Origin of the sequence: Nonomuraea sp. JJY05, assembly GCF_043496855.1 — a bacterium.
Taxonomy (GTDB): Bacteria; Actinomycetota; Actinomycetes; order Streptosporangiales; family Streptosporangiaceae; genus Nonomuraea.
The window spans coordinates 83553-103885 of record NZ_JBIEIS010000004.1 but is presented as its reverse complement, the minus strand read 5'-3'; the positions used below and the strand labels follow the sequence as shown (position 1 = coordinate 103885).

General features: G+C 73.6%; 20 protein-coding genes. 8 read left to right on the top strand and 12 right to left on the bottom strand.

Translation table 11 applies throughout. The annotated features are described in order from the left end of the window. The first annotated feature begins 53 nt into the window (after positions 1–53). Positions 54–1202: an epoxide hydrolase family protein gene (locus tag ACFKCF_RS06570; protein WP_394491667.1), complete on the top strand. Its 1149-nt coding sequence runs from the start codon at positions 54–56 to the stop codon at positions 1200–1202. Here the strand turns inward: ACFKCF_RS06570 and ACFKCF_RS06565 are convergent, their stop codons facing one another. Then, positions 1203–1859: a potassium channel family protein gene (locus ACFKCF_RS06565; RefSeq protein ID WP_394491665.1), complete on the bottom strand. Its 657-nt coding sequence runs from the start codon at positions 1857–1859 to the stop codon at positions 1203–1205. Beyond that, positions 1852–3201 carry a TrkH family potassium uptake protein gene (locus tag ACFKCF_RS06560; protein WP_394491663.1) on the bottom strand — a complete coding sequence of 450 codons (1350 nt, stop codon included), beginning with the start codon at positions 3199–3201 and terminating at the stop codon, positions 1852–1854. The genes ACFKCF_RS06565 and ACFKCF_RS06560 overlap by 8 nt, the downstream gene beginning before the upstream one ends. A gap of 255 nt (positions 3202–3456) precedes the next feature. Here ACFKCF_RS06560 and ACFKCF_RS06555 point away from each other — a divergent pair, with 255 nt between their 5' ends. The 4 genes from ACFKCF_RS06555 to ACFKCF_RS06540 all read left to right on the top strand — a co-directional run bounded on the left by ACFKCF_RS06555 (position 3457) and on the right by ACFKCF_RS06540 (position 6532). Continuing rightward, positions 3457–3900: a CBS domain-containing protein gene (locus ACFKCF_RS06555; protein ID WP_394491661.1), complete on the top strand. Its 444-nt coding sequence runs from the start codon at positions 3457–3459 to the stop codon at positions 3898–3900. A 26-nt stretch (positions 3901–3926) separates the two neighbouring features. Then, positions 3927–4538, top strand: coding sequence for a TetR/AcrR family transcriptional regulator (locus ACFKCF_RS06550; RefSeq protein ID WP_394491659.1), 612 nt, complete (start codon positions 3927–3929; stop codon positions 4536–4538). Between the two features lie 109 nt (positions 4539–4647). After that, a complete protein-coding gene (locus tag ACFKCF_RS06545; protein WP_394491657.1) occupies positions 4648–6069 on the top strand; it encodes an MFS transporter in 1422 nt (473 codons plus the stop codon). 112 nt (positions 6070–6181) lie between these two features. Next, on the top strand, positions 6182–6532 hold the full coding sequence (locus ACFKCF_RS06540; protein WP_394491655.1) for an STAS domain-containing protein: 351 nt from the start codon (positions 6182–6184) through the stop codon (positions 6530–6532). On the opposite strand, the gene ACFKCF_RS06535 is transcribed toward ACFKCF_RS06540, so the two are convergent. From ACFKCF_RS06535 to ACFKCF_RS06510, 6 genes are all read right to left on the bottom strand, one after another. Next, on the bottom strand, positions 6529–7173 hold the full coding sequence (locus tag ACFKCF_RS06535) for an ABC transporter ATP-binding protein (RefSeq protein ID WP_394491653.1): 645 nt from the start codon (positions 7171–7173) through the stop codon (positions 6529–6531). The genes ACFKCF_RS06540 and ACFKCF_RS06535 overlap by 4 nt on opposite strands. Next, positions 7166–8077 (bottom strand): ABC transporter ATP-binding protein, encoded by a 912-nt coding sequence (locus ACFKCF_RS06530; protein ID WP_394491651.1) that lies wholly within the window; start codon positions 8075–8077, stop codon positions 7166–7168. Before ACFKCF_RS06530 ends, ACFKCF_RS06535 begins: the two co-directional genes overlap by 8 nt. Continuing rightward, positions 8074–8889: an ABC transporter permease gene (locus tag ACFKCF_RS06525; RefSeq protein WP_394491649.1), complete on the bottom strand. Its 816-nt coding sequence runs from the start codon at positions 8887–8889 to the stop codon at positions 8074–8076. The genes ACFKCF_RS06530 and ACFKCF_RS06525 overlap by 4 nt, the downstream gene beginning before the upstream one ends. Continuing rightward, complete coding sequence (locus ACFKCF_RS06520) at positions 8889–9866, bottom strand: ABC transporter permease (RefSeq protein ID WP_394491647.1); 978 nt, start codon at positions 9864–9866, stop codon at positions 8889–8891. The genes ACFKCF_RS06525 and ACFKCF_RS06520 overlap by 1 nt, the downstream gene beginning before the upstream one ends. Next, positions 9863–11359, bottom strand: a complete 1497-nt coding sequence (locus ACFKCF_RS06515; protein ID WP_394491645.1) for an ABC transporter substrate-binding protein — start codon at positions 11357–11359, stop codon at positions 9863–9865. The genes ACFKCF_RS06520 and ACFKCF_RS06515 overlap by 4 nt, the downstream gene beginning before the upstream one ends. 102 nt (positions 11360–11461) lie before the next feature. Beyond that, complete coding sequence (locus ACFKCF_RS06510) at positions 11462–12199, bottom strand: phytanoyl-CoA dioxygenase family protein (RefSeq protein ID WP_394491643.1); 738 nt, start codon at positions 12197–12199, stop codon at positions 11462–11464. Between the two features lie 100 nt (positions 12200–12299). On the opposite strand from ACFKCF_RS06510, the gene ACFKCF_RS06505 reads away from it, so the two are divergent. Beyond that, positions 12300–12776 carry a MarR family winged helix-turn-helix transcriptional regulator gene (locus ACFKCF_RS06505; RefSeq protein ID WP_394491641.1) on the top strand — a complete coding sequence of 159 codons (477 nt, stop codon included), beginning with the start codon at positions 12300–12302 and terminating at the stop codon, positions 12774–12776. Here the strand turns inward: ACFKCF_RS06505 and ACFKCF_RS06500 are convergent. From ACFKCF_RS06500 to ACFKCF_RS06485, 4 genes are all read right to left on the bottom strand, one after another. Continuing rightward, the gene (locus tag ACFKCF_RS06500) at positions 12736–13887 is read right to left on the bottom strand and encodes an MFS transporter (protein ID WP_394491639.1); all 1152 of its coding nucleotides are present in this window, start codon (positions 13885–13887) and stop codon (positions 12736–12738) included. The genes ACFKCF_RS06505 and ACFKCF_RS06500 overlap by 41 nt on opposite strands. An 84-nt stretch (positions 13888–13971) precedes the next feature. After that, complete coding sequence (locus ACFKCF_RS06495) at positions 13972–14550, bottom strand: TetR/AcrR family transcriptional regulator (RefSeq protein ID WP_394491637.1); 579 nt, start codon at positions 14548–14550, stop codon at positions 13972–13974. 49 nt (positions 14551–14599) lie between these two features. Then, on the bottom strand, positions 14600–14944 hold the full coding sequence (locus tag ACFKCF_RS06490) for a hypothetical protein (protein ID WP_394491635.1): 345 nt from the start codon (positions 14942–14944) through the stop codon (positions 14600–14602). An 82-nt stretch (positions 14945–15026) separates the two neighbouring features. After that, the gene (locus ACFKCF_RS06485) at positions 15027–15545 is read right to left on the bottom strand and encodes a hypothetical protein (protein ID WP_394491633.1); all 519 of its coding nucleotides are present in this window, start codon (positions 15543–15545) and stop codon (positions 15027–15029) included. Between the two features lie 80 nt (positions 15546–15625). Here ACFKCF_RS06485 and ACFKCF_RS06480 point away from each other — a divergent pair, with 80 nt between their 5' ends. Both ACFKCF_RS06480 and ACFKCF_RS06475 read left to right on the top strand, forming a co-directional pair. Then, positions 15626–16954, top strand: a complete 1329-nt coding sequence (locus ACFKCF_RS06480) for a cytochrome P450 (protein WP_394491631.1) — start codon at positions 15626–15628, stop codon at positions 16952–16954. After that, complete coding sequence (locus ACFKCF_RS06475; protein WP_394491629.1) at positions 16947–20255, top strand: SDR family NAD(P)-dependent oxidoreductase; 3309 nt, start codon at positions 16947–16949, stop codon at positions 20253–20255. The genes ACFKCF_RS06480 and ACFKCF_RS06475 overlap by 8 nt, the downstream gene beginning before the upstream one ends. Positions 20256–20333: the final 78 nt, after the last annotated feature.

The window sequence follows — 20333 nt, the reverse complement described above, 5'->3', positions numbered from 1 at the left end:
CTGCCGGACATCGGTGCCAGAACCTGTCACCAATCCCTTCTACCGTCGCAGACATGACGAACGACGGCATCGCCCCCTTCCGCATCGACATCCCGCAGGCCGACCTCGACGACCTGCGCGACCGCCTCCGGCGTACGCGCTGGGCCCCGCAGCCGCCCGGCACCGACTGGGAGCGTGGCGTGCCCACCGGCTACCTGCGCGCCCTGGCCGAGTACTGGGCCGACGGCTTCGACTGGCGTGCCCAGGAAGCGGCGCTGAACGCGCACCCGCAGTTCACCACCACGATCGACGGCGCGAACGTGCACTTCCTGCACCTCCGCTCCGCCGAGCCGGAGGCCACCCCGCTGCTGCTCCTGCACGGCTGGCCCGGCTCGGTCGTCGAGTTCCTCGACGTCATCGGCCCGCTCACCGACCCGGTCGCGCACGGCGGCGCCGCCGAGGACGCCTTCCACCTGGTCGTCCCGTCGCTGCCCGGCTACGGCTTCTCGGGCCCGCTGCCCGGCACCGGCTGGACGGACGGCCGCACGGCGGCCGCGCTCGTGGAGCTGATGTCCCGGATCGGGTACGAGCGGTACGGCGTCCAGGGCGGCGACGTGAGCGCTTTCATCGCTCCCCTGATGGGCCGGGCCGCGCCGGACCACGTCATCGGCGTGCACGTCAACGGGCTGCTCACCTTCCCCGACCCGGCCGTGACGGGGTCGCTGAACGAGACCGAGCAGGCGCGGATGGCCGGGATGCGGGAGTGGCAGGACAAGCTCGGGGCGTACATGCAGCTGCACGGCACCCGGCCGCAGACCATCGCCGCCGCGCTGCACGACTCGCCGGCCGGGCAGCTGGCCTGGATCGTGGAGAAGTTCAAGGACTGGACGGATCCCGCGGCGAAGCTGCCCGAGGACGCCGTGGATCGGGACCGGATCCTCACCGACGTCGGCATCTACTGGTTCACGCGGACGGCGGGGTCGACGGCGCACACGTACTACGAGCGGTTCAACGACTTCAGCGCGTGGGCGCCCAAGGAGCGGGGGACGGTGCCCACCGCGGCGGCCGTCTTCCCGACGGACTTCTCGGTGCGTCCGCTGGCCGATCGGGTGCACAACGTGGTGCGCTGGACGGAGTTCGACCGCGGGGGCCACTTCGCGGCGCTGGAGACCCCGGACCTGCTGGTGGCGGACCTGCGCGAGTTCTTCCGGCAGCTGCGCTAGCTAGGGCAGCTCGGCGAAGCGCTCGACCTGCTCGGTCCGGCCGGAGACGAGGACGACGTCGCCGTACGACAGCTCGGTCTCGGCGGTGGCGTAGGTGAACTCCTCGCCCGGCGCCTTGACCGCCACGATGGTGACGCCGTACTTGCGGCGCAGGTTGGAGCGGCCGAGGGGGACGCCGACGTATTCCTTGGGCGGGGTGGTCTTGGCCAGCGCGAAGTCCTCGTCCACCTGCATGTAGTCGAGCATGCGCCCGCTCACCAGGTGGGCCACCCGCTCGCCCATGTCGTGCTCGGGGAAGACGACGTGGTGGGCGCCGATGCGGCTCAGGATCCGGCCGTGCTGGGTGCTGATCGCCTTGGCCCAGATGTCGTTGATCTCCAGCTCGACCAGCAGCGACGTGGTGAGGATGCTGGCCTCGATGTCGCCGCCGACGGCCACCACCGCCTGGTAGAAGTCGGGCACGCCGAGCTGGCGCAGCGCCTCCATGTCGGTGGCGTCCGCGGTCGCGATCTGCGTGATCCGCCCGGCCAGGCTCTGCGTGACCTTGGGCCGGTTGTCGATGGCCAGGACCTCGGTGCCGCGCCGGGTCAGCTCCAGTGCCAGCGACGTGCCGAACCTGCCGAGGCCGATGACCACGACGGGGTTGTTGTCAGCCAACGATGACTCGCTCCTCGGGTAGCTCGTAATGTCGGGTGCGCTGGTTGAGCGCCAGCGCGGAGCCCATGGTGAGCGGTCCGATCCTGCCGATGAACATCAGCACCGTCAGCAGCAGGTGACCGGCCGTGCCCAGGCTCGGGGTGATGCCGGTGGTCAGCCCCGCCGTGCCGAACGCCGCGACCACCTCGAACAGCACCTGGTCCAGGCCGTGCGGGGTGAGGGCGAGCAGCACGTACGTGGACACGGCGACCAGCGTGACGCCCAGCACCGTGATCGTGACGGCCTGGCGCTGCGTGGCCTCGGGGAGCCTGCGATGGCCGATGTTGACCCGGCTCTCGCCACGCACCTCGGCCCAGACGACGAACGCCAGCAGCCCGAACGTGGTCACCTTGAGCCCGCCCGCCGTGCCCGCGCTGCCGCCGCCGATGAACATCAGCACGTCGGTGGCCAGCCAGCTCGACGGGTACATCTGGGAGATGTCGAGGGTGTTGAACCCGGCCGAGCGCGGCATGACCGCGGTGAAGAAGGCGGCCAGCAGCTTGCCGGGGTCGTCGAGCGCGCCCAGCGTGCGGGGGTTGCGCCACTCGGTCATCAGGAAGACCAGGGTGCCCACCACCAGCAGGGTGACGCTCACGCCCACGGTGACCCTGGTCAGCACGCTCCACTTGCGCGGGTGCCGCCAGGTGCGGGCCAGCTCGAACACCACGGGGAAGCCGAGCCCGCCGACGATGACCGCGAGCGCGATGGTCAGGCAGATCCACGGGTCGCCGACGAACCGCATGAGGCTGTCCGGCCACAGCGCGAACCCGGCGTTGTTGAAGGCCGTGACCGAGTGGAAGGCGCCCAGGTAGGCGGCCCGGCCGAGCGGCTCGCCGTAGCCGACGGCGAACCGGGTGGTGAGCACGACGGCGGCGACGGCCTCGCAGCCGAGGCTGAACACGACCACCTTGCGCACGACGCGGCGCACGTCGCTCATGCTCATCGTCTTGGTCTCCGCCTGCGCCGCGATCCTGGCCCGCAGCCCGAGGCGGCCGGAGACGAGCAGGGTGAACAGGGTGGCCATCGTCATGATCCCCAGCCCGCCCACCTGCACGAGCCCCGCGATCACCACCTCCCCGAACACTGACCAGTGCGACTCGGTGTCCACGATCACCAGCCCGGTGACGCAGACGGCCGATGTGGCGGTGAACAGGGCGACGACCCAGTCGGCGGGCGCGCGATCGGTGGTGGCGACCGGGAGGGACAGCAGCGCGGTGCCGATCGTGATGGCCAGCCCGAACCCGGCGGCCACGACCTGGGCGGGGTGCCGGAAACGGGTCAAGAACGACGGCATCATGCTCATCACCTGTCCCCGCCACACAGGTCACGCATCGAGAGCGCCTCCCCCGTCGAACCCCAGCCGACACTCTGCCGACCCGACTTCCCGGCGCACCGCGCACTACCGTAACAGGCCCGGGTGACGCCGGCGCACTTACGCCTTCTTGGCGCGAACCCCTCACGCCCTTGACGCCCCCTCCATCCACCGCGGCCGGTTCCGCTGAAGGAGGCCCCGACGCGGGCGGCGGGGGCGACGTAGGCTGGGCGCCGGAGGACACTGATGCGCGCACGCGATCTCGCCGTCGACTTCCCGACGGCCACTCTCGACACCCCGGCGCTCGAAGCCGCGAAGCTCCTGGCGGAGCGGGACCTGCCAGGGCTCATTCTCGTCGACCCCGACGGGCGCCCCCTCAGCATCCTGCCCGGCACCCAGGTGCTGCGGCTCGCGGTGCCGGCGTACTGCCAGGACGACCCGGCGCTGGCCCGGGTGGTGGACGAGGCCCACGCCGACCTGTTCCTGCGGCGGCTCGGGGGCAGGACCGTGCGGGAGTGCCTGCCCGAGCAGCCGAAGGAGCTGCCGGTGGCCGACATGAAGGCGACGGTGCTGGAGCTGGCGGCGCTGATGGCGCGTACGCGCAGCCCGCTGGTGGCCGTGGTCGACGGAGGCCGGCTGGTGGGGGCGGTCACGCTGCAGTCGCTGCTGGACCACGTACTGGAGCTGTGACCCGCGCGGCGTCGTAGGGTGGTCGCATGGCCAAGACCGCGGCACGACAGCCCGTACCCGCCCGGCGCGCGGACGCCGAGCGCAACATCGCCGCGATCCTCGAAGCCGGGACCAGGTTGCTCAGCGCCGACCCCACGGCCAGCGTGGCGGACATCGCCAAGGCCGCCGGGGTGGGCAGGGTGACGCTGTACGGCCACTTCCCGTCCCGGGAGGCGCTCGTGGACGCGGTGCTCGACCACGCGGTCGAGACGGCGGACGCGGTGCTGGCGGACGACTCGCTCGACACGGCCCCCGCGCCCGAGGCCATGGCGCGGCTGCTGCGCTCGTCGTGGGAGGTGCTCGACCGGCACCGCCGGCTGTTCCTGGCCGCCGACCGGGTGCTGGCCACGGAGCGGATCAGGGAGCACCACGAGAGGCCGCTGCGGCGGGTGGAGCGGCTCATCGTGCGCGGGCAGCGGGCGGGCGACTTCCGTACGGACCTGCCGCCGGGCTGGCTGGTGACGACGTTCTTCTCCATCATCCACAGCGCCGCGCAGGAGCGTGAGGCGGGGCGGCTCGCGCCCGAGGAGGTCGAGCTGGTGCTGACCAAGACGATGCTCTCGCTGCTCGCCCCCGCCGTCAGGCCCGCCCGGCCGTAGCCCCACCGGCCCCGCGCGCGGGCTCTCGCTGCCTTCGGCATGCCCTACCCGCGTATGGTTCCTGCGTGCTAACTTGAACATCAGTGTTCAAGTTAAAGGAGGATATCGGATGAGCCTTGATGCGGCTCCGGGCAGGCAGCGCACCGGCGGGTGGGGAGTGCTGGTGCTGCTGTGCCTGGCCCAGTTCATGCTGATCGTGGACATCACCGTCGTCCAGGTGGCACTGCCGACCATCGGCCAGGACCTCGCGCTCGACCGCGAGTCCCTCACCTGGGTCGTGACCACGTACACGCTCTGCTTCGGCGGCCTGATGGTGCTCGGCGGGCGGCTCGCGGACGCGCTGGGCGCCCGCCGCACGCTCCTGGCGGGCCTGGGGCTGTTCACGGCGGCCTCGCTGCTGTGCGGGCTGGCCGGCAGTGGCGCCGCGCTCATCGCCGGGCGGGCGCTGCAGGGGGTCGGCGCGTCGCTGCTCTCCCCCGCCGCGCTGGCCGTGATCACCTCCACCTTCACGGGCGAGCGGCGCGGCCGGGCGCTCGGCGTCTGGGCGGCCATCGGCGGCACCGGGGCGGCCCTGGGCGTGCTGGTCGGCGGCGTGCTGACCGCCGGGCCGGGCTGGGCGTGGGTGTTCTTCGTCAACGTGCCGATCGGGCTGGTGGTGCTGGCGGCCGTGCCCGCCCTGGTGCCGCCCGCGCCAGGGAGGGGCGAGCGGGTCGACGTGCCCGGCGCGCTGGTGGTCACGCTGGCGACGGCGCTGCTGATCTACGCTCTGGTGACGGCGGGCGACGCCGGCTGGGGCGCGGCGGGCACGGTGCTGCCGCTGGCCGGGTCGGTGCTGCTGTACATCCTGTTCGTGGTGGTCGAGCGGTCGGTGCGGTCACCGCTGATGCGAGCCGAGACCCTGGCCAGGCGGCCGGTGATCTCGGGGACGTTCGTCATGCTGGTGGCGACGGGGCTGATGCTGGGGCTGTTCTTCCTCAGCTCGCTCTACCTCCAGCACGTGCTGAGGTTCGGCGCGCTGGAGACGGGCCTGCTCTTCCTGCCCGTGGCGATCGCGATCACGATCGGGGCGCAGCTCGGCGGGCATCTCATCGGCAGGCTCGGCGGGCGGCCGGTGGCGGTGGCGTCCTTCGTGCTGACCGCGGCGGGGGCGGCGCTGATGACGCGCATCTCACCGGACGCGAGCGCGTACACCACGCTGCTGCCGGGCTTCGTCCTGGCGGCGCTGGGCATCGGGCCGGCGTTCGTGACGGCCACCACGACGACCATGGCGAACATCCCGCCCGGCGAGAACGGCGTGGCCTCCGGCGTCATCAACACCTTCCACGAGCTCGGCGGCTCGATCGGCGTGGCCGCCGTCTCGACGGTCGCCGCGGCGAGCCTCGCGCCCGGCGCGGCGGGAGGCGTCGGAGGCTTCGTCGCGGGGCTCACGCTGTGCGCCGTCGTGGCGGGGGTCGCGGCGGCCGTCTCGCTCGGGCTGGTGCCGCCGGGCCGACCGGCCACGACGTTCGTCGGTCACGGCCACGGTCACTGAGGAGGGGCAGGGCCCCTGTCGTCCGAGGAAAACCGGGATATCGCCGAAGACTCCGGCGCACTATCCTTCATTGATGGTCACCTTAAGCCGGGCGAGAGCGGTGAAGGCGTAGATGCCGCGACTGAGGCTGGCGCACCAGCAACTGCCCGGCGTGACCGTGATCGCCGTGATCGGTGAGATGGACGCCGCCAACCGAGGTCAGCTCGAGGCGTACATCGCGCAGGTCCAGCCGGCCCCCGCGGGGAAGCTGGTGTTCGATCTGTCGGAGGTGCCGTTCATGGACAGCTCGGGCCTGCACGTGCTGCTGACCTGCGCCACCAACTGCCTCAAGAACGGCGGCGCGCTCCACCTGGCCGCCGTTCAGCGCATGCCCGCCCGGCTCTTCGAGCTGACCGGCGTCATGGCCCACGTGCCGGTGCACGACACGGTCGAGGGGGCCATCACCGCCGCCCTGGCCTCCTAGGAACGCTCCACCCCGGCCCACTCGCGGACGTTCCCGCCCGCCCAGCGGTCGAGCAGCTCGCCGTCGTGGCTGACGGCCAGCACCCCCGCCCCCGTGCGCTCCCGGTACGCCTCGATCCGGGCGACCAGGTGCGCCTGGGTCGAGGCGTCGAGCATGGTGGTCATCTCGTCGCAGATCAGGTAACGCGGTTCGAGGGCCAGCGCCCGGGCCACGCAGGCCCGCTGGAGCTGCCCGTCCGACACCTCGTGCGGCCGCCGCCCGTACAGCTCGGGCGTCAGTCCCAGCTCCTCGGCCAGCCGGTGCGCCCGCGCCAGCGGGAGCCGCCCGGCGCGCAGCGGCTCGGTGATCACCTCCAGCAGCGTGAAGCGGGGGTCGACGGCGAGCCGGGGCTGCTGGAAGACCAGGCCGATCGAGGTGCGCCGCGGCGCCCGGTGCCGCCACCTCGTCACCGGCTCGCCGTCGAGGGTGACGGCGCCCGCCGACGGGCGCAGCAGCAGGGCGAGTACGCGGGCCAGGGTCGACTTGCCGCACCCGCTGGGCCCGGCCAGCCCGAGGACCTCGCCAGGGCGTACGGACAGCGACACCCCGTCGAGCACCCGATGACGGCCGAACGAGACCGTGATCCCGGTGGCGTCAAGCATGGTGGCAGGACACCCCCTTCTCGTCGATGGCGGGCAGTTCAGCGCACTCGGCTGTGGCCAGCGTGCAGCGGGGCCGGAAGGCGCAGCCGTCCGGGAGCCGGGTGAGCTCGGGCGGCAGGCCCGGGATCGGGACGAACCGCCGCGTCGGCAGCGCGTCCAGCAGCCCCCGCGCGTACGGGTGCCGCGGCCCGGCGAAGAACGCGCCCGCCTCCGAGCGCTCCACGATGCGGCTGGCGTACATGACCGCGATGTCGTCGGCCACCCGCTCGGCGGCGCGCAGGTCGTGCGTGATGACCAGCACCGCGCGGCCCTCGTCGCACAGGCGGCGCAGCTCGGCCATGGTCGCGTCCACGAGGGGCCGGTCCAGGCCGGTGGTGGGTTCGTCGGCCAGGATCAGCGGCGGGTCGCCGGCCAGGGCGAGGGCGTTGGCGACGCGCTGCGCCATGCCGCCCGAGAGCTGGTGCGGGTAGCGGTCGAGGTCCTCCGGGCGCAGGCCCGCGCGTCCGGCGAGCGCGTCGGGGGTCTCGGCGCGGCCGAGTTCGCGCAGGGTCTCGGCGAGCTGGGCGCGGGCCGTGCGCACCGGGGTGAGGTGGGCGGCCGGGCTCTGCGGGACGAGGCCGATCAGGCGCCCGCGCACCCGCCGGGCGAGCGTCTTCTCGGACGCGGCCACCAGGTCCAGCGGGCCCTGCTCCGGCACGTCGAGCCAGGCGTGACCCGTGACGGCGGCGTTGCCGGGGAGCAGGCCGAGCAGGGCGTGCGCCATGACGGACTTGCCGCACCCGGACTCGCCGACGAGGGCCAGGCAGCGGCCCGCGCGCAGCTCGAAACGGGCGTCCGTGACGGCGTGCACGACCGCGCCGGGGATGCGGAAGCGTACCGACAACCCGTCCACACGGAGTCTCACAGGGCCAGCTCCGATCTCCAGCGCGGGTTCGCGCGGTCGCGCACGTACTGGGCCAGCCCCGACACCGCCAGCGTGGGCAGCAGGATCAGCAGCCCGGGGAAGAGACTGGACCACCAGTCGCCCGCCAGCAGCGACCGCCGGCCGTCGTTGATCATGTTCCCGAGCGAGGCCAGGTGGGCGGGCAGGCCCAGCCCGAGGAAGCTGAGCGCCGTCTCGTGCCAGATCGCGTGCGGGATCATCAGCACGGCCGCCAGCAGCAGCTGCGGCGCCAGGTTCGGCAGGAAGTGCCGGACCACGATCCGCAGCCGGCTCGACCCGCCGGAGATCGCCGCGTCCACGAACGGCCGGCCGCGCAGCGAGAGCACCTCGGAGCGCACGATCCGGGCTGCGGTCGTCCAGTGGGTGACGGCCACGGACACCACCACCGCGGTGGCGCTCGGTGCGAACAGCGCCACGATGAAGACGCCGAACAGCAGGTGCGGCAGCGAGTTGAAGCCGTCCACGACCCGCATCAGCACCCGGTCCGCGAGCCCTCCGGCCGCGCCCGCCACGAGCCCGACCAGCCCGCCGATGGTCACGCTGACCGCCGCGGCCACCAGTCCCACCAGGAGCGAGACGCGCAGCCCGTAGATCGAGCGGATCAGCACGTCCCTGCCGACCTCGTCGGTGCCGAACGGGTGGGCCCAGGTGGGCGGCAGCCCCGCGGCCCGCAGGTCCACCAGCTGCTGGTCGAGCCGTACGGCCAGCGGCACCAGCACCACGGCCAGGACCAGCACGGCGAGCGTCGCCGCCGACCAGCGGTTGCGCGCCATCAGCTCACCCCGAGCACGCGCACGCGCGGGTCGGCCAGCGTGTACGCCAGGTCGGCCAACAGGTTGCCGGCCACCACGGTGACCGTGGCCAGCAGCGTGAGCGCCGCCAGCAGCGGGAAGTCCACCGCCAGCGCCGCCTTGACGGTGGTGCCCGCCACGCCCGGCCAGGAGAACACCGCCTCGACCAGGATCGCCCCCGTCACCAGCTCGGGCACCCGCGCCCCCATGATCGTGACGAACGGCAGCAGCGCCGAGCGCAGCGCGTGCCGCAGCAGCACGGTGCGCTCGCGCAGCCCCCGCGCTCTGGCCCCGGTCACGAAGTCCTCCCGCAGCACGCCGATGACCGACTCCCGCACGAACAGCAGCAGCCACGACGACTGCGAGAACGCCAGCACCGCCACCGGCAGCACCAGGTGCCCCAGCAGGTCGGGCAGCGTCACCGTGGCGGAGGCGGCGTCGGTGAGCCCGCCCGCGGGCAGCCAGCCCAGCGTCACGGAGAACACCCAGATCGCCAGCAGGCCCACCCAGAAGACCGGCGCCGCCTCGTTGGTGAACGCCGTCCCGGTGACGAGCCGGTCCAGCCACGAGTCGCGCCGCCAGGCGGCCAGCGTGCCCACGGCCAGGCCGGCCGCCAGCATCAGGACGAGCGCGCAGCCGACGACGAGCAGCGTCCAGCCCAGCCGCTCGCCGATCACCTGCGCGACCGGCAGCCGCAGCGACCTGGACTCGCCCAGGTCGCCGCTGAGCAGGTTGCCGAGCCAGGTGGCGTACTGCTCGGCGAGGGGCCGGTCCAGGCCCCAGTTCGCCCTGATCTCGGCCATGATCTGCGGGCTCGTGACCATCGCCCGCTCGCCCAGGTACTGCCGTACGGGGTCGAAGGGAGACGCCTTGGCCAGCGCGAACATCCCGAACGTCACCGCCAGCAGCAGCGGCACGGCGAACGCCAGCCGCCACGCCACGATCCTGACCCAGGTCACGAGGCGGGCTTCCAGCTCACGACCGTGCCGAGCAGGCCGCCGGTGGCGTGCTCGTGCGCCTCGACGCCCGGGGTGAGGCCGGTCCAGGTGCCGCGTACGACGTAGGTGTGCTTGAGGTAGACCAGGTACAGCCAGACGGCGTCGTCGCTGATGCGCTGCTGCACCTCGTCGTAGGCCTTCTTGCGGGCGGCCCCGTCGGAGGTGCCGCGGCCCGCGTCGAGCAGCCGGTCCACGTCGGGGTTGTTGTAGTGGCCGGGGTTGAAGTAGCCCTGGCCCGAGAAGGACGAGTGGAACAGCTCGTAGTTGGTGTAGTCGGGGTCGTACGGGCTGCCCCAGCCCATGATGAGCGCGTCCTTCGACATGCGCTGGTCGATGGCGTCCCAGTCGAGCCCGGCCAGGCGCACGTCGATGCCGACCTGTTTGGCGTCGGAGGCGACCGCCAGCGCGAGTTCCTTGCGCAGCGAGTCGCCCGCCGGGTACATGAGCGTGAACCTGGCGGGGATGCCGCCCTTGGCCCTGATGCCGTCCGCCCCGGCCTTCCAGCCGGCCTCCTCCAGCGTCGCCATCGCCCTGGCCCGGTCGGGGGCGGCGGAGCCGTTCACGGCGGGGTTGTGCCAGTCGGTGCCGGGCGCGACCGGCCCGAAGGCGGGGCTGCCCGAGCCCGCCAGGATCGCCGAGACCATGGCGGCGCGGTCCACGGCCAGCCCGAGCGCCTTGCGGATGGCCAGGTCGCCGGTCACGGGCTGTTCGAGCGGGAACATCACGCCCCGGTAGTCGGCGGTCGGCACCTCGTGGACCGTCATGCCCCGCTCACCCTTGAACCGGGCGACCGCCTTGGGCGGCAGCTCGGTGGCGGTGAACTCGCCCGCGGCCATCCTGGTGGCCCGCGCGTTGTCGTCGGAGGTGTACGCGAGCACCAGCTTCTTGATGGCCGGCGCCGCGCCCCAGTAACGCTCGTTGGCCTTGAGCGTGATCTTGTCGCCCTTGGTCCAGGACACGAACGCGTACGGGCCGGTGCCGGCGGGCGTGCCGGACACGTCGGACCCCGCGGGGACGATGCCGAGCGTGGCCCGCTGCAGGATGGGCGCGTACGGGTACTTGAGGCGGAAGACGACCGTGCGCGCGTCGGGGGCGTCCACCTTCTCGATGGCGGCGTAGTCGCCGCGGATCGGCGAGTTGTTGGCGGCCTTGAGCACCTGCTCATAGGTGTACGCCACGTCGGCGCCGGTCAGTGCCTTGCCGTCGTGGAAGGTGACCCCCTGGCGCAATGTGAAGGTGACCTGCTTGCCCTCCACCTCGGGCAGGGACTCGGCCAGCGCGGGCTCGAGCTTCAGGTCGGGCGTGCGCCGCACCAGGCCGTCGAACATCAACGCCCCGCCGTCCGGCGCGTAGCCGAGCACCGGGTTGAGCGAGTCGGGCTCGGACCCCAGCCCCAGCACGACCGTGTCCTGCGCCGGCGCCGCCGCGGGCTGCGAGGGAGCCGAACATCCCATTAATCCCAGGACAATTGCCGCAAACAGTGCCAATCTGCGCCTCATGCAGGCGACCTTAGAGCGAAAGACTATCTGTTGCAACAAACTTGCAATAGCAAGAGGTCACGATCGCGTCGGGTCGATCCCGCGCAGCATCATCCCCTGGCCCCGGGAGCGGTGGACGTCGTCGGCGGGCTGGTCCTCGGGGTCGCGGTACTGGATGAGCAGGGTCGTACGCGCCTCGTCCGCCCGGTTGACCCCGGACCCGTGCACGGTGAGATAGCTGAGGAACAGCACGTCCCCGGCCTCCGCCTCGACCGCGACGGCGGCCTCCAGCGGCCACTCCGCGAGCGGCAGGTGCCACCCGCCCTCCTCCAGGTGCGGCAGCGGCCCGTACCTGTGGCTGCCCGGCACCACGCGCACGCACCCCTTCTCCTCGGGCGCGGCGTCGAAGTGGAAGATCGCCGCGCCCACCGTGTGGCGGGTGTGCGGGAAGTGCGCGGCGTCCTGGTGCATGGGGAAGGGCGAGCCCTTCTCGGCGGGCTTGACGAAGATCTTGGTGTGGTGGAGCTGCACGTTCTCCGAGCCCATCAGGGCCGCCGCCACGTCGGTGAAGCGCGGGTCCACCATGAGCCGGGCGAAGGCGGCCGAGTGGAACTGCGCGTCGTGGCAGTGCCGCAGCTCGGTCCCCGCCCCGCCGATCTCCCGCGCGCTCCCCCATGTGGGGTCGCTCGGGCGCAGCCGCCCGAGCACCGCGTGACACTCCTCCCGGTACGCCCGCGCCTCCGCCGCGCCGAGCAGCCCCTTGACCAGCAGGTAGCCGTTGTCCTGGTAGAACCGCACCATCGCCGAATCGGTCATCGCTCTCTCCCGCGCGTCCGCCCCGTGCCGTCCCTCGGAGTGATTCCCACTCCTGCGGGTGCGCTCGCGACCGTCGCCACCGGTGCGGGAGACTGGCGGGGTGACCACCGAGAACGCCGATCGCCCCGGTCCGCCTGTGACCAGCCCCTCGATCGTCCTGCTCACGCTGGCGCGCAAGATCGAGACCGAGCTGGCCGCCGCGCTGGCCCCGCTCGACCTGACGGTCAGCCGGCTGGGCCTGCTCGGTCATATCTCCGGCGTGCCCGGGGTGTCGTTCAGCGAGCTGGCGCGGATGTCGGGGACGACGGTCCAGAGCGTGCACACCGCGGTGAAGGCGCTGGTCGCGGCGGGTCTGGTGCGCGACAGCACGGCCCGCGCCGGGTCGGCGTCGACGATCGAGCTGACGCCCGAGGGCGCGCGCCTGCTGCAGGCGGCCACAGGCGTGGTGTCCCGGGTGGACGACCTGCTGTTCGGCCCGGAGGCCGACCCGATCCAGCGCCAGATCGCCGACGCCGTCCACGCCGCCTTCGCGGGGGTCAGGCCGGCACGCGGGAACGACGCCAGGCGTACGCGCTGACCGCGATCCCCGCCACCGTGACGGCGGCGCCCACGACATAGAGGGAGCGCAGCCCGAGCCCGCCGTCGATGACCCGGCCGCCGAGCCAGGCGGCGAAGGCGGCGGCCAGCTGGTAGGCGGAGGCGTTCACCGCCATGGCCAGGGTGGGCGCCGCCGAGGCGGTGGCCAGGACGCGCGCCTGCATGCCGGGAATGACCGCGAACCCCGCCGCGCCCAGCACGAACACCATGACCGCCGTCACCGCCGTGCTGCCGCTGCCGGCCCACATGAGCAGGAGCACCGCCGCGAGGACGCCCAGCAGCCCGAGCTGGGCGGCCATCGGCGCCCGGTCCGACAGCCGGCCGCCGAGGAGGTTGCCCACGGCCGCGCCCACCCCGTACACCAGCAGCAGGGCCGCCACCGCGCCGCCGGCGAAGCCGGTGACATCCGTGACCAGGGGCGCGAAGAAGGTGAACACCATGAGCAGCCCCGCGTTGCCCACGGCCGTGACCGCGATGGCGAGCCGCACGTCCGGGGCGCGGAAGACACGCAGCTCGCTCACGGCCGAGCCCCCGCCGGACGGCTCGCGCACGTCCGGCACCAGCCGCGAGACCAGCGCGAACCCGGCCGCGCAGCACGCCGCGACCACCAGGAACGTGGCCCGCCAGCCGTGGGCGTCGCCGATGAACGTGCCGATCGGCGCGCCCAGGATCATCGACAGGTTCATGCCGAAGACGAGCTTGGAGACGGTGGAGGCCTGCTTGCCCGGCGCGGCGGTGGACACCGCGATGACGATCGCGTTGGCGAAGAACGTGGACGTCACCAGCGACGTGACGATCCGGGCCGCGAAGAGCACGCCGTAGGCGGGGGCGAGCGCGGAGGCCAGGTTCCCGGCGATCGTGATCCCGAGCAGCACCAGGATGAGCGGCTTGCGCGGGAAACGGGCGGTGAGGGCCGTCAGCACGGGCCCGCCGACGATCATCCCGATCGCGTACGCCGTCACCAGGAGCCCGGCGGCCGGGATCGAGACCTTCAGTTCGGCGGCGATGCCGGGCAGGATGCCGGCGATGACGAACTCGCCGGTCGTTATCCCGAACACGCACACCATCAGCGACGGCACACTGAGCCTCATCGATCTTCGCTCTCTTTCTTTACAGATCAGTACAGAACTAGGTCGGCAAAAAGGCCGCGGCTCGATGGAGCGCGGCCGGGTCTTCTACAGGGCGGCGACGGCCCCGTCGACGACGTCGAGGAGGGCGGCCCGGTCGTCGGTGACCTTGGCGAGCACGCGCAGCCCGTAGTAGGCGCTCTGGAACGCCCGCGCCACCTGCCGCGGCGGCCGCTCCGACGACAGCTCGCCCGTGCTCTGGCCGATCTCGACCAGCCGCTGGAGCGCCTGCTCCAGGTCGGTGAACTGCCGCCGCACCAGCCCCGCGACCGCCTCGGTGCGCCCGCTGGACTCGGTGGCGGCGTTGAGCGCCAGGCAGCCGCGCCGGCCCGGGTCCGCCATGTCGGCGTCGATCACGCCGAGCATGAGGTCCCTGAGCCGCGCGCGCACCGACCCGGGCTCGGCCAGCATCGCCAGCTGCGCCTCGGCCCTGGTCTCGGCGTACCGGCGGATGGCCTCCTCGTAGAGGCGGTGCTTGCCGCCGAAGGCGTTGTAGAGGCTGCCGCGGCCCAGACCGGTGCGCTCGCACAGGTCCTGGGTGGAGGTCGCCTCGTACCCCTTCTCCCAGAAGACCTCCATCGCGGCGTCGACGACCGCCCGATCACTGAACTCCCGTGGCCTGCCCATGGGAGGGAGACTACCGGATTTTGTACAGACCAGTAAAGAATCGTCCGGGTCAGGGTGTGGTGGCGCAGTACTCGCCGCTCAGGCTGCCGGCGCGCATGCAGACCCGATCCCCGCTGACCAGCACCAGGGCGGGCCGGAAGTCCCCTTCGAGCGTGGTGCCGGCGGTGGTCGTCGTGAGGGAGCCGGGGGTGAGGGAGCCGTTGACGGTGAAGGTGAAGGCGGCCGTGGTCGGCGCGGGCTCGATCGTGAACCAGTAGTAGTGGTCACCGGGCACCCCGCGGACCTCCTGGCAGACGACCCCCTCCGGTGGGCAGGTGACGCTCGCCCGGGCCGGGGACGGTCCCCCGAACGAGAGGATCCCGGCGGCCACGGACACGGCGAGGGCACGGAGCATATTTCGTCACCTTTTCTTCCTCAGGAAACCCGAGCCCTCATCATGCAATCGATCATCGAAGCTTTCCAGCCGGGCCCTCGGGCTACATGACGTCGATCCGCTGGCAGAGGCCGTAGACGAAGCGGGCGCGGTGGGTGGCGCCGCCGTGGTCGAGGTCGACGGCCCAATGGTGCGGGGCCTGGCCCTCCTGGTGGACGGCGCCGGGGAAGCTCGCGGCGACGTCGGCGACCACGCAGCTCCAGGGCTCCAGGTCGGCGAAGGACAGCGTCCTGGGGTCCCCCGGGCGGACGAACCACTGGTTCCACGTCTCGCCGCCGGGCCCGTACAGGACCTCGAACTCCAGGCCGGGCCAGGACGGCAGGGCCCAGCGGGACACGCCGCAGGTCAGGCTGCCCACGGCGGTCGTGCCCTCGTAGGCGGGGCGGCCGAGCAGCGGCCGCAGCGTCTTCGGCGCCCGCGGCGAGTGGAGCATCCTCGTCCACTGGGCGTGCGCGGCCCGCAGCTCCGCCCTGGACGCGCCCATGGCCCCGAGCGCCTCCTCGACCCGCACGGGGTTGAGATCGCGCATCCGGTGCATCAAGGACAGTTCGAACTGCCGCACGCCGAATCTCACTCTCCCGTTTTACCTGCTCCCGGCGTTGCACGAGGCATCGGGCGGGCGCCCTTTCCTACCATCGGCGGGTGAGCAAGGCGCGTCCCGTCCCAGGCCCCGGCTGGCTGACCCCGCTGGCGTTGCCCGCGTACCTCCTGCGGGGCGAGCACCTTCTCGACCGGGCCTTCGAACGCTACGGCGAGGTGTTCGCGTTCTGGGCGCCGGGCATCGGGCGGGTCGCGCTCATGCGCGACCCCGCGCTGATCGGCGAGGTCATGACGGCGCGGCTGGACCCGTTCGACGGCCGGCCCACGGCGGCGGCGTGGGGGCCGCGGTCGATCTTCGCGCAGCAGGGGGCCGACCACCACCGGATGCGCAAGCTGGTGCTGCCGCTCCTGGGCGGCAGGGCGGTGCGGCGCCACCGCGAGATCGTGGCCGACGTGGCCGGGCGGACGGTGGACGAGTTCCCCGCCGGTAAGCCGTTCGAGCTGCTGCCGCTGCTGTGGGAGGCGCTGCTGGAGATCGCGCTGCGCTCGCTGCTCGGGCTGGACCGGCGGCGCCTGGAGGTGTGGCGGCCGCTGGTGCGGGAGCTCCTGAACGTGGCGCTGACGGAGCAGCTCATGGTCCGCTTCGCCCTGCGCGAGCTGGGCGCCATCCGGCTCTGGCCGTCCGCGCGGCGGCTGCGCGCCCGCTGCGTGCGGCTGGTCAGGGGGGAGATCGCCCGCCGCCACGACGGCGACACCGGTGACGACATCTTGAGCCTGCTGATGGCCTCGCGCACCGCCGAAGGGTGGCGGCTCAACGACGAGGCGCTGGTCGACCAGGTCCTGACCATGCTGCTGGCGGGGCACACCACGACCGCGCTGGGCGTGGCCTGGGCGGTCGAGCGGCTCGTACGGCACCCGTCGGCGCTCCACCGGCTGACCGCGGAGGCCCTGCGCGGCGAGGACGACCGGTTCGCCACCGCGGTCGCCTGCGAGACGCTGCGGCTGCGCCCCTCGACCTCGACCGTGCCGCTGGGCGTGGCGCGCGAACGGCTCACGTTCGGCGGCTACCGGGTCGAACCCGGCACCAACCTGCTGGTGGCGCTGCGGGCGCTGCACCGCCATCCCCGGCACTTCGCCGACCCGCTGGACTTCCGCCCCGAACGGTTCCTGGAGGGGCGTCCCGTCCCGTACAGCTGGCTGCCGTTCGGGACGGGGCCGCACGTGTGCGTGGGCCGGCACTTCGCGCTGCTGCAGATCTCGACGTTCCTGCACGTCGTGACCCGCCGCGTGATCCTGTCCGCCGCCGATCCGCGCGACGAGGGGATGAACCGCGTCGCCATCACCCACCAGCCCGGCCGGGGCTGCACGGTGGTGGCGGTGCCGCGCGGCCCGATCACCCCGCCGTCATCCGGCGGCAGGTCCGATGCCTGACGCCCGGCCGCCGATCACGCTGCACCACGCCCGGCTCCGCGCCGCCCCGCACGAGCCGAACCACCCGCCGCCCGCAACCCCCGACCCAGACGCCGATCCCGATCCCGATCCCGAGGTGATCGTGGCCCGCGCGGGCGAGCGGATCGAACGGCTGCGCGAGGCGTGGCGCGAGCTCCGCTACGAGCGGTTCCTCCCGGAGGCCTGGCAGGCCCAGCTCCACCGGTTCGCGACCGCCCTCGACGAGCTGACCCGCCCCGGCCACCGGCTGGGCGCCGTCGTCCTCGATCTGCTGCGGGAGCACGGGCTCGCCGAGCCCGGGCCGGACGGCCGGTGGCGGCTGACCGGGCCGGCCAGGCCGTACGAGCTGACCCGGAGCCTGCTGCTGAGGCACCCGGCCTTCGTCACGGAGGTCGCGCTGAACAGCCGCATGTACCACCACCTGCCGGCGGTCCTGCGCGGCGAACGGGACCCGCTGGAGCTGCTGAGCCGCGACGGCGGCGGCGAGCTGACCCGCCAGCTCTACGACATCGCCCCGCTCTGCCGCTTCGCCAACCAGGTGGCCGGCGCGCTGCTCGACGAGATCGTGGCCGCCTGGCCACCGGACCGGCCGCTCCGGGTGCTGGAGGTCGGCGCGGGAACGGGCGGCACGACGGCGGCGCTGCTGCCGCGCCTGCCCCCCGATCGCACCCGCTACACCTTCACCGACGTCTGGCCCTTCTTCTGCACCGCGGCCCGGCGCCGCTTCGCCATCCACGACTTCCTCGACTACCGGCAGCTCGACCTGAACGCCGACCCCATGACCCAGGGCTTCGCGGCGGGCGGCTACGACGTGGTGGTCGCCGCCAACGCCCTGCACACCGCCCGGGACCTGGCCCCGGCCCTGCGCAGGGTCGGCGCGCTGCTCGCCCCCGGCGGCCGGCTGCTGGCCGTCGAGACCCACGACCCGCGCCTGCTGATCGGCACCTTCGGCCTGCTGGAGAGCTTCTGGCAGGTCGACGACCACCACCTGCGCCCGAACGGCCTGCTGCTGTCCCGCGACCGGTGGCCGGAGCTGCTGCGCGAGTGCGGGTTCGCCCATGTGGTGCGGACCGGCGACGACCGGCCGCCCGCCCGGGACGGCTTCTCCGTCATCCTGGCCTCCCGTCCCCCGGCCACCGAGGCTCGGCGGCGGCCGCTTCCCGCGCCCGCCGACGGCACCCGCTGGCTCGTCGCGGCGGAGACGGCGTCCGAGCTGCCACTCGCCGAAGCGGTCGCCCGGCTGCTGGGCGACCGGGCCGTGGCGGTGGTCGCGGACGGGGATCCGGCCGGCTGGCGCGCGCCGGTGTGCGGCGGCGGGGCGGGGAGCGGGCGGGTGTGCGTCGTGTTCGTGCTGGCCGAGCACGAGGAGTGCGCCGGCGGCGATGACGAGCCGCGCCTGCGCGTGGAGCAGGCCGTCGGGCGGATGGGGGTGCTGAGGGCCGTCGTGGCCGCGTGCGACGAGCTGCCACCGGCCGTCGGGCGCACCCTGTACGTGGTGACCCGGCCGAGCGGCGCGTTGCCCGCTCCGGAGCTGCCTCTCGTGCCCGCCGACGCGGCGGTCTGGGGCGCCGCCCGGGCCCTCGCCAACGACCGGCCCGGCCTGCACCTGCCCAGGATCAGCCTGCACCGCGAGGGAACGGTGGCCGTGGACGCCCGCCGGCTGGCCCGCGAACTGCTGGCCGGCTCCGGGGAGAGCGAGGTCGCGTTGACCCCGGGTGGCCGCTTCGCCGCCCGGGAGGTGCCGTACGAGGGCGTCGGCGAACGGGTGCGGCACTACGTCCTGGACCTCGGCCGGCCGGGGCGGCACGGGGAGCCCGCCTGGGCGGAGACCGGCCCTCCGCCGCCGCCCGCCCCTGGCACGGTCGCCGTCGAGGTCCGGGCCGCCGGGCTGCCCGATCAGCCGCTCCCGTCCGAAGGCGACACCGGGGATGCCGGATGGGCGTTCGCCGGGCTGGTCACCGCGGTCGGGACGGGCGTGCGCGACGTGGGGACCGGCTGTCGGGTGGTCGGGGTGGCGCCGGGTGCGCCGGCGTCCCACCTGATCGCCGACGCCCGGCTCGTCGGCGCGGTCCCGGACGGCATGAGCTTCGCCGAGGCCGCCACCCTGCCGATCCCGTTCATCGCCCTGGCCCGCCACGAGGCGCGCGGTGGCGCCTCGGGGCTCGGGCTCGCGGCGCTGCAGGACGCGTGGCAGCGCGGCACGCCGATCACCGCCACCGCGCGGACGGCGGCCCAACGCGAGTTCCTGCACGGTCTCGGCGTGCCGGACGTGCTCGACGCCCCGCACCCCGGCGACGGCGGGCCGGAGCCGGCGGTCGATCACGAGGTCTTCCGTGAGGTCATGGAGCGCGTCCACGCGGGCGTTCACCGCCCGCTCCCGCACACCGTCCACCCCGCCGCCCGGGTGCGGGAGGCGGTCGCCTCCATGCGGCACGCCCGGCACCTCGGCGCGGTCGTGATCTCCTTCGACCCCCTGGACGGCCCGGTGCCGGTCAGGACGCGGCCCGGACGGCTCCGGCCGGATCCCGGCGGCACGTACCTCGTGGTGGGTGGCGTGGGCGGGTTCGGGGCCGCGGCGGCCTACCGGCTGGCGGAGCGGGGCGCGCGGCACTTCGCGCTGGTCTCGCGCCGGGGCGGCGCCGCGCCGGAGGCGGCCGCCACGGTGGCCGGGCTCCGGTCGCGGGGCGCGCAGGCGTCCGTCCATGCCGCCGACGTCACCGACCTGGCCGCGATGGCGTCGGTGCTCAAGGAGATCGACGCCGGGGAGCATCCCCTGCGCGGCGTGGCGCACGCCGCGATGGAGCCCGACTCGAGCGACCTGCTGCGGCTGGACCCCGCGCGGCTGGCCCGCGTGCTGGGGTGCAAGATGGCCGGGGCCCTGGTGCTGGAGCGGCTCACCGAGGGTCGGGAGCTGGAGCTGTTCTGGCTGTTCTCCTCGGTCAGCGGCACGTACGGGGGCACGCGCCAGTCCGCGTACGCGGCCGCCAACGTCTTCCTGGACGCCCTGGCCCGGCGGCGGCGCGCCCGCGGCCTGCCCGGGCACGCCACCGCGTGGGGCACGATCGGCGACGCCGGGTTCGTCGCCCGCCACGGCATCGCGGAGGTGTTCGGCCGCAACGGCTTCCTGCCCATGGCGTCCGGGGAGGCGCTGACGGCGGCCGAGGGCCTCATCGCGGCAGGCGTCGAGGCCGGCGCCGTGTCCCGCTACGACCGGACCCGCTGCCGGGCCGCCCTGAAGGCCGTAGCCGACGTCGCGACCCGGCTCAGCCCGCTGATCGACTAGTCGTGTTTTCCAGTCCGGGGCCGTTCTTGACCGGACACGAGGACTCCGGCGCCGCCCCGGCCTGCCGCGCGGCGACAT

Coding starts and splice junctions, on each gene's coding strand:
- ACFKCF_RS06570 (WP_394491667.1), top strand. CDS start 54: ATGACGAACGACGGCATCGCCCCCTTCCGCATCGACATCCCGCAGGCC.
- ACFKCF_RS06560 (WP_394491663.1), bottom strand. CDS start 3,201: ATGAGCATGATGCCGTCGTTCTTGACCCGTTTCCGGCACCCCGCCCAG.
- ACFKCF_RS06555 (WP_394491661.1), top strand. CDS start 3,457: ATGCGCGCACGCGATCTCGCCGTCGACTTCCCGACGGCCACTCTCGAC.
- ACFKCF_RS06550 (WP_394491659.1), top strand. CDS start 3,927: ATGGCCAAGACCGCGGCACGACAGCCCGTACCCGCCCGGCGCGCGGAC.
- ACFKCF_RS06545 (WP_394491657.1), top strand. CDS start 4,648: ATGAGCCTTGATGCGGCTCCGGGCAGGCAGCGCACCGGCGGGTGGGGA.
- ACFKCF_RS06540 (WP_394491655.1), top strand. CDS start 6,182: ATGCCGCGACTGAGGCTGGCGCACCAGCAACTGCCCGGCGTGACCGTG.
- ACFKCF_RS06535 (WP_394491653.1), bottom strand. CDS start 7,173: ATGCTTGACGCCACCGGGATCACGGTCTCGTTCGGCCGTCATCGGGTG.
- ACFKCF_RS06525 (WP_394491649.1), bottom strand. CDS start 8,889: ATGGCGCGCAACCGCTGGTCGGCGGCGACGCTCGCCGTGCTGGTCCTG.
- ACFKCF_RS06515 (WP_394491645.1), bottom strand. CDS start 11,359: ATGGGATGTTCGGCTCCCTCGCAGCCCGCGGCGGCGCCGGCGCAGGAC.
- ACFKCF_RS06510 (WP_394491643.1), bottom strand. CDS start 12,199: ATGACCGATTCGGCGATGGTGCGGTTCTACCAGGACAACGGCTACCTG.
- ACFKCF_RS06500 (WP_394491639.1), bottom strand. CDS start 13,887: ATGAGGCTCAGTGTGCCGTCGCTGATGGTGTGCGTGTTCGGGATAACG.
- ACFKCF_RS06495 (WP_394491637.1), bottom strand. CDS start 14,550: ATGGGCAGGCCACGGGAGTTCAGTGATCGGGCGGTCGTCGACGCCGCG.
- ACFKCF_RS06490 (WP_394491635.1), bottom strand. CDS start 14,944: ATGCTCCGTGCCCTCGCCGTGTCCGTGGCCGCCGGGATCCTCTCGTTC.
- ACFKCF_RS06475 (WP_394491629.1), top strand. CDS start 16,947: ATGCCTGACGCCCGGCCGCCGATCACGCTGCACCACGCCCGGCTCCGC.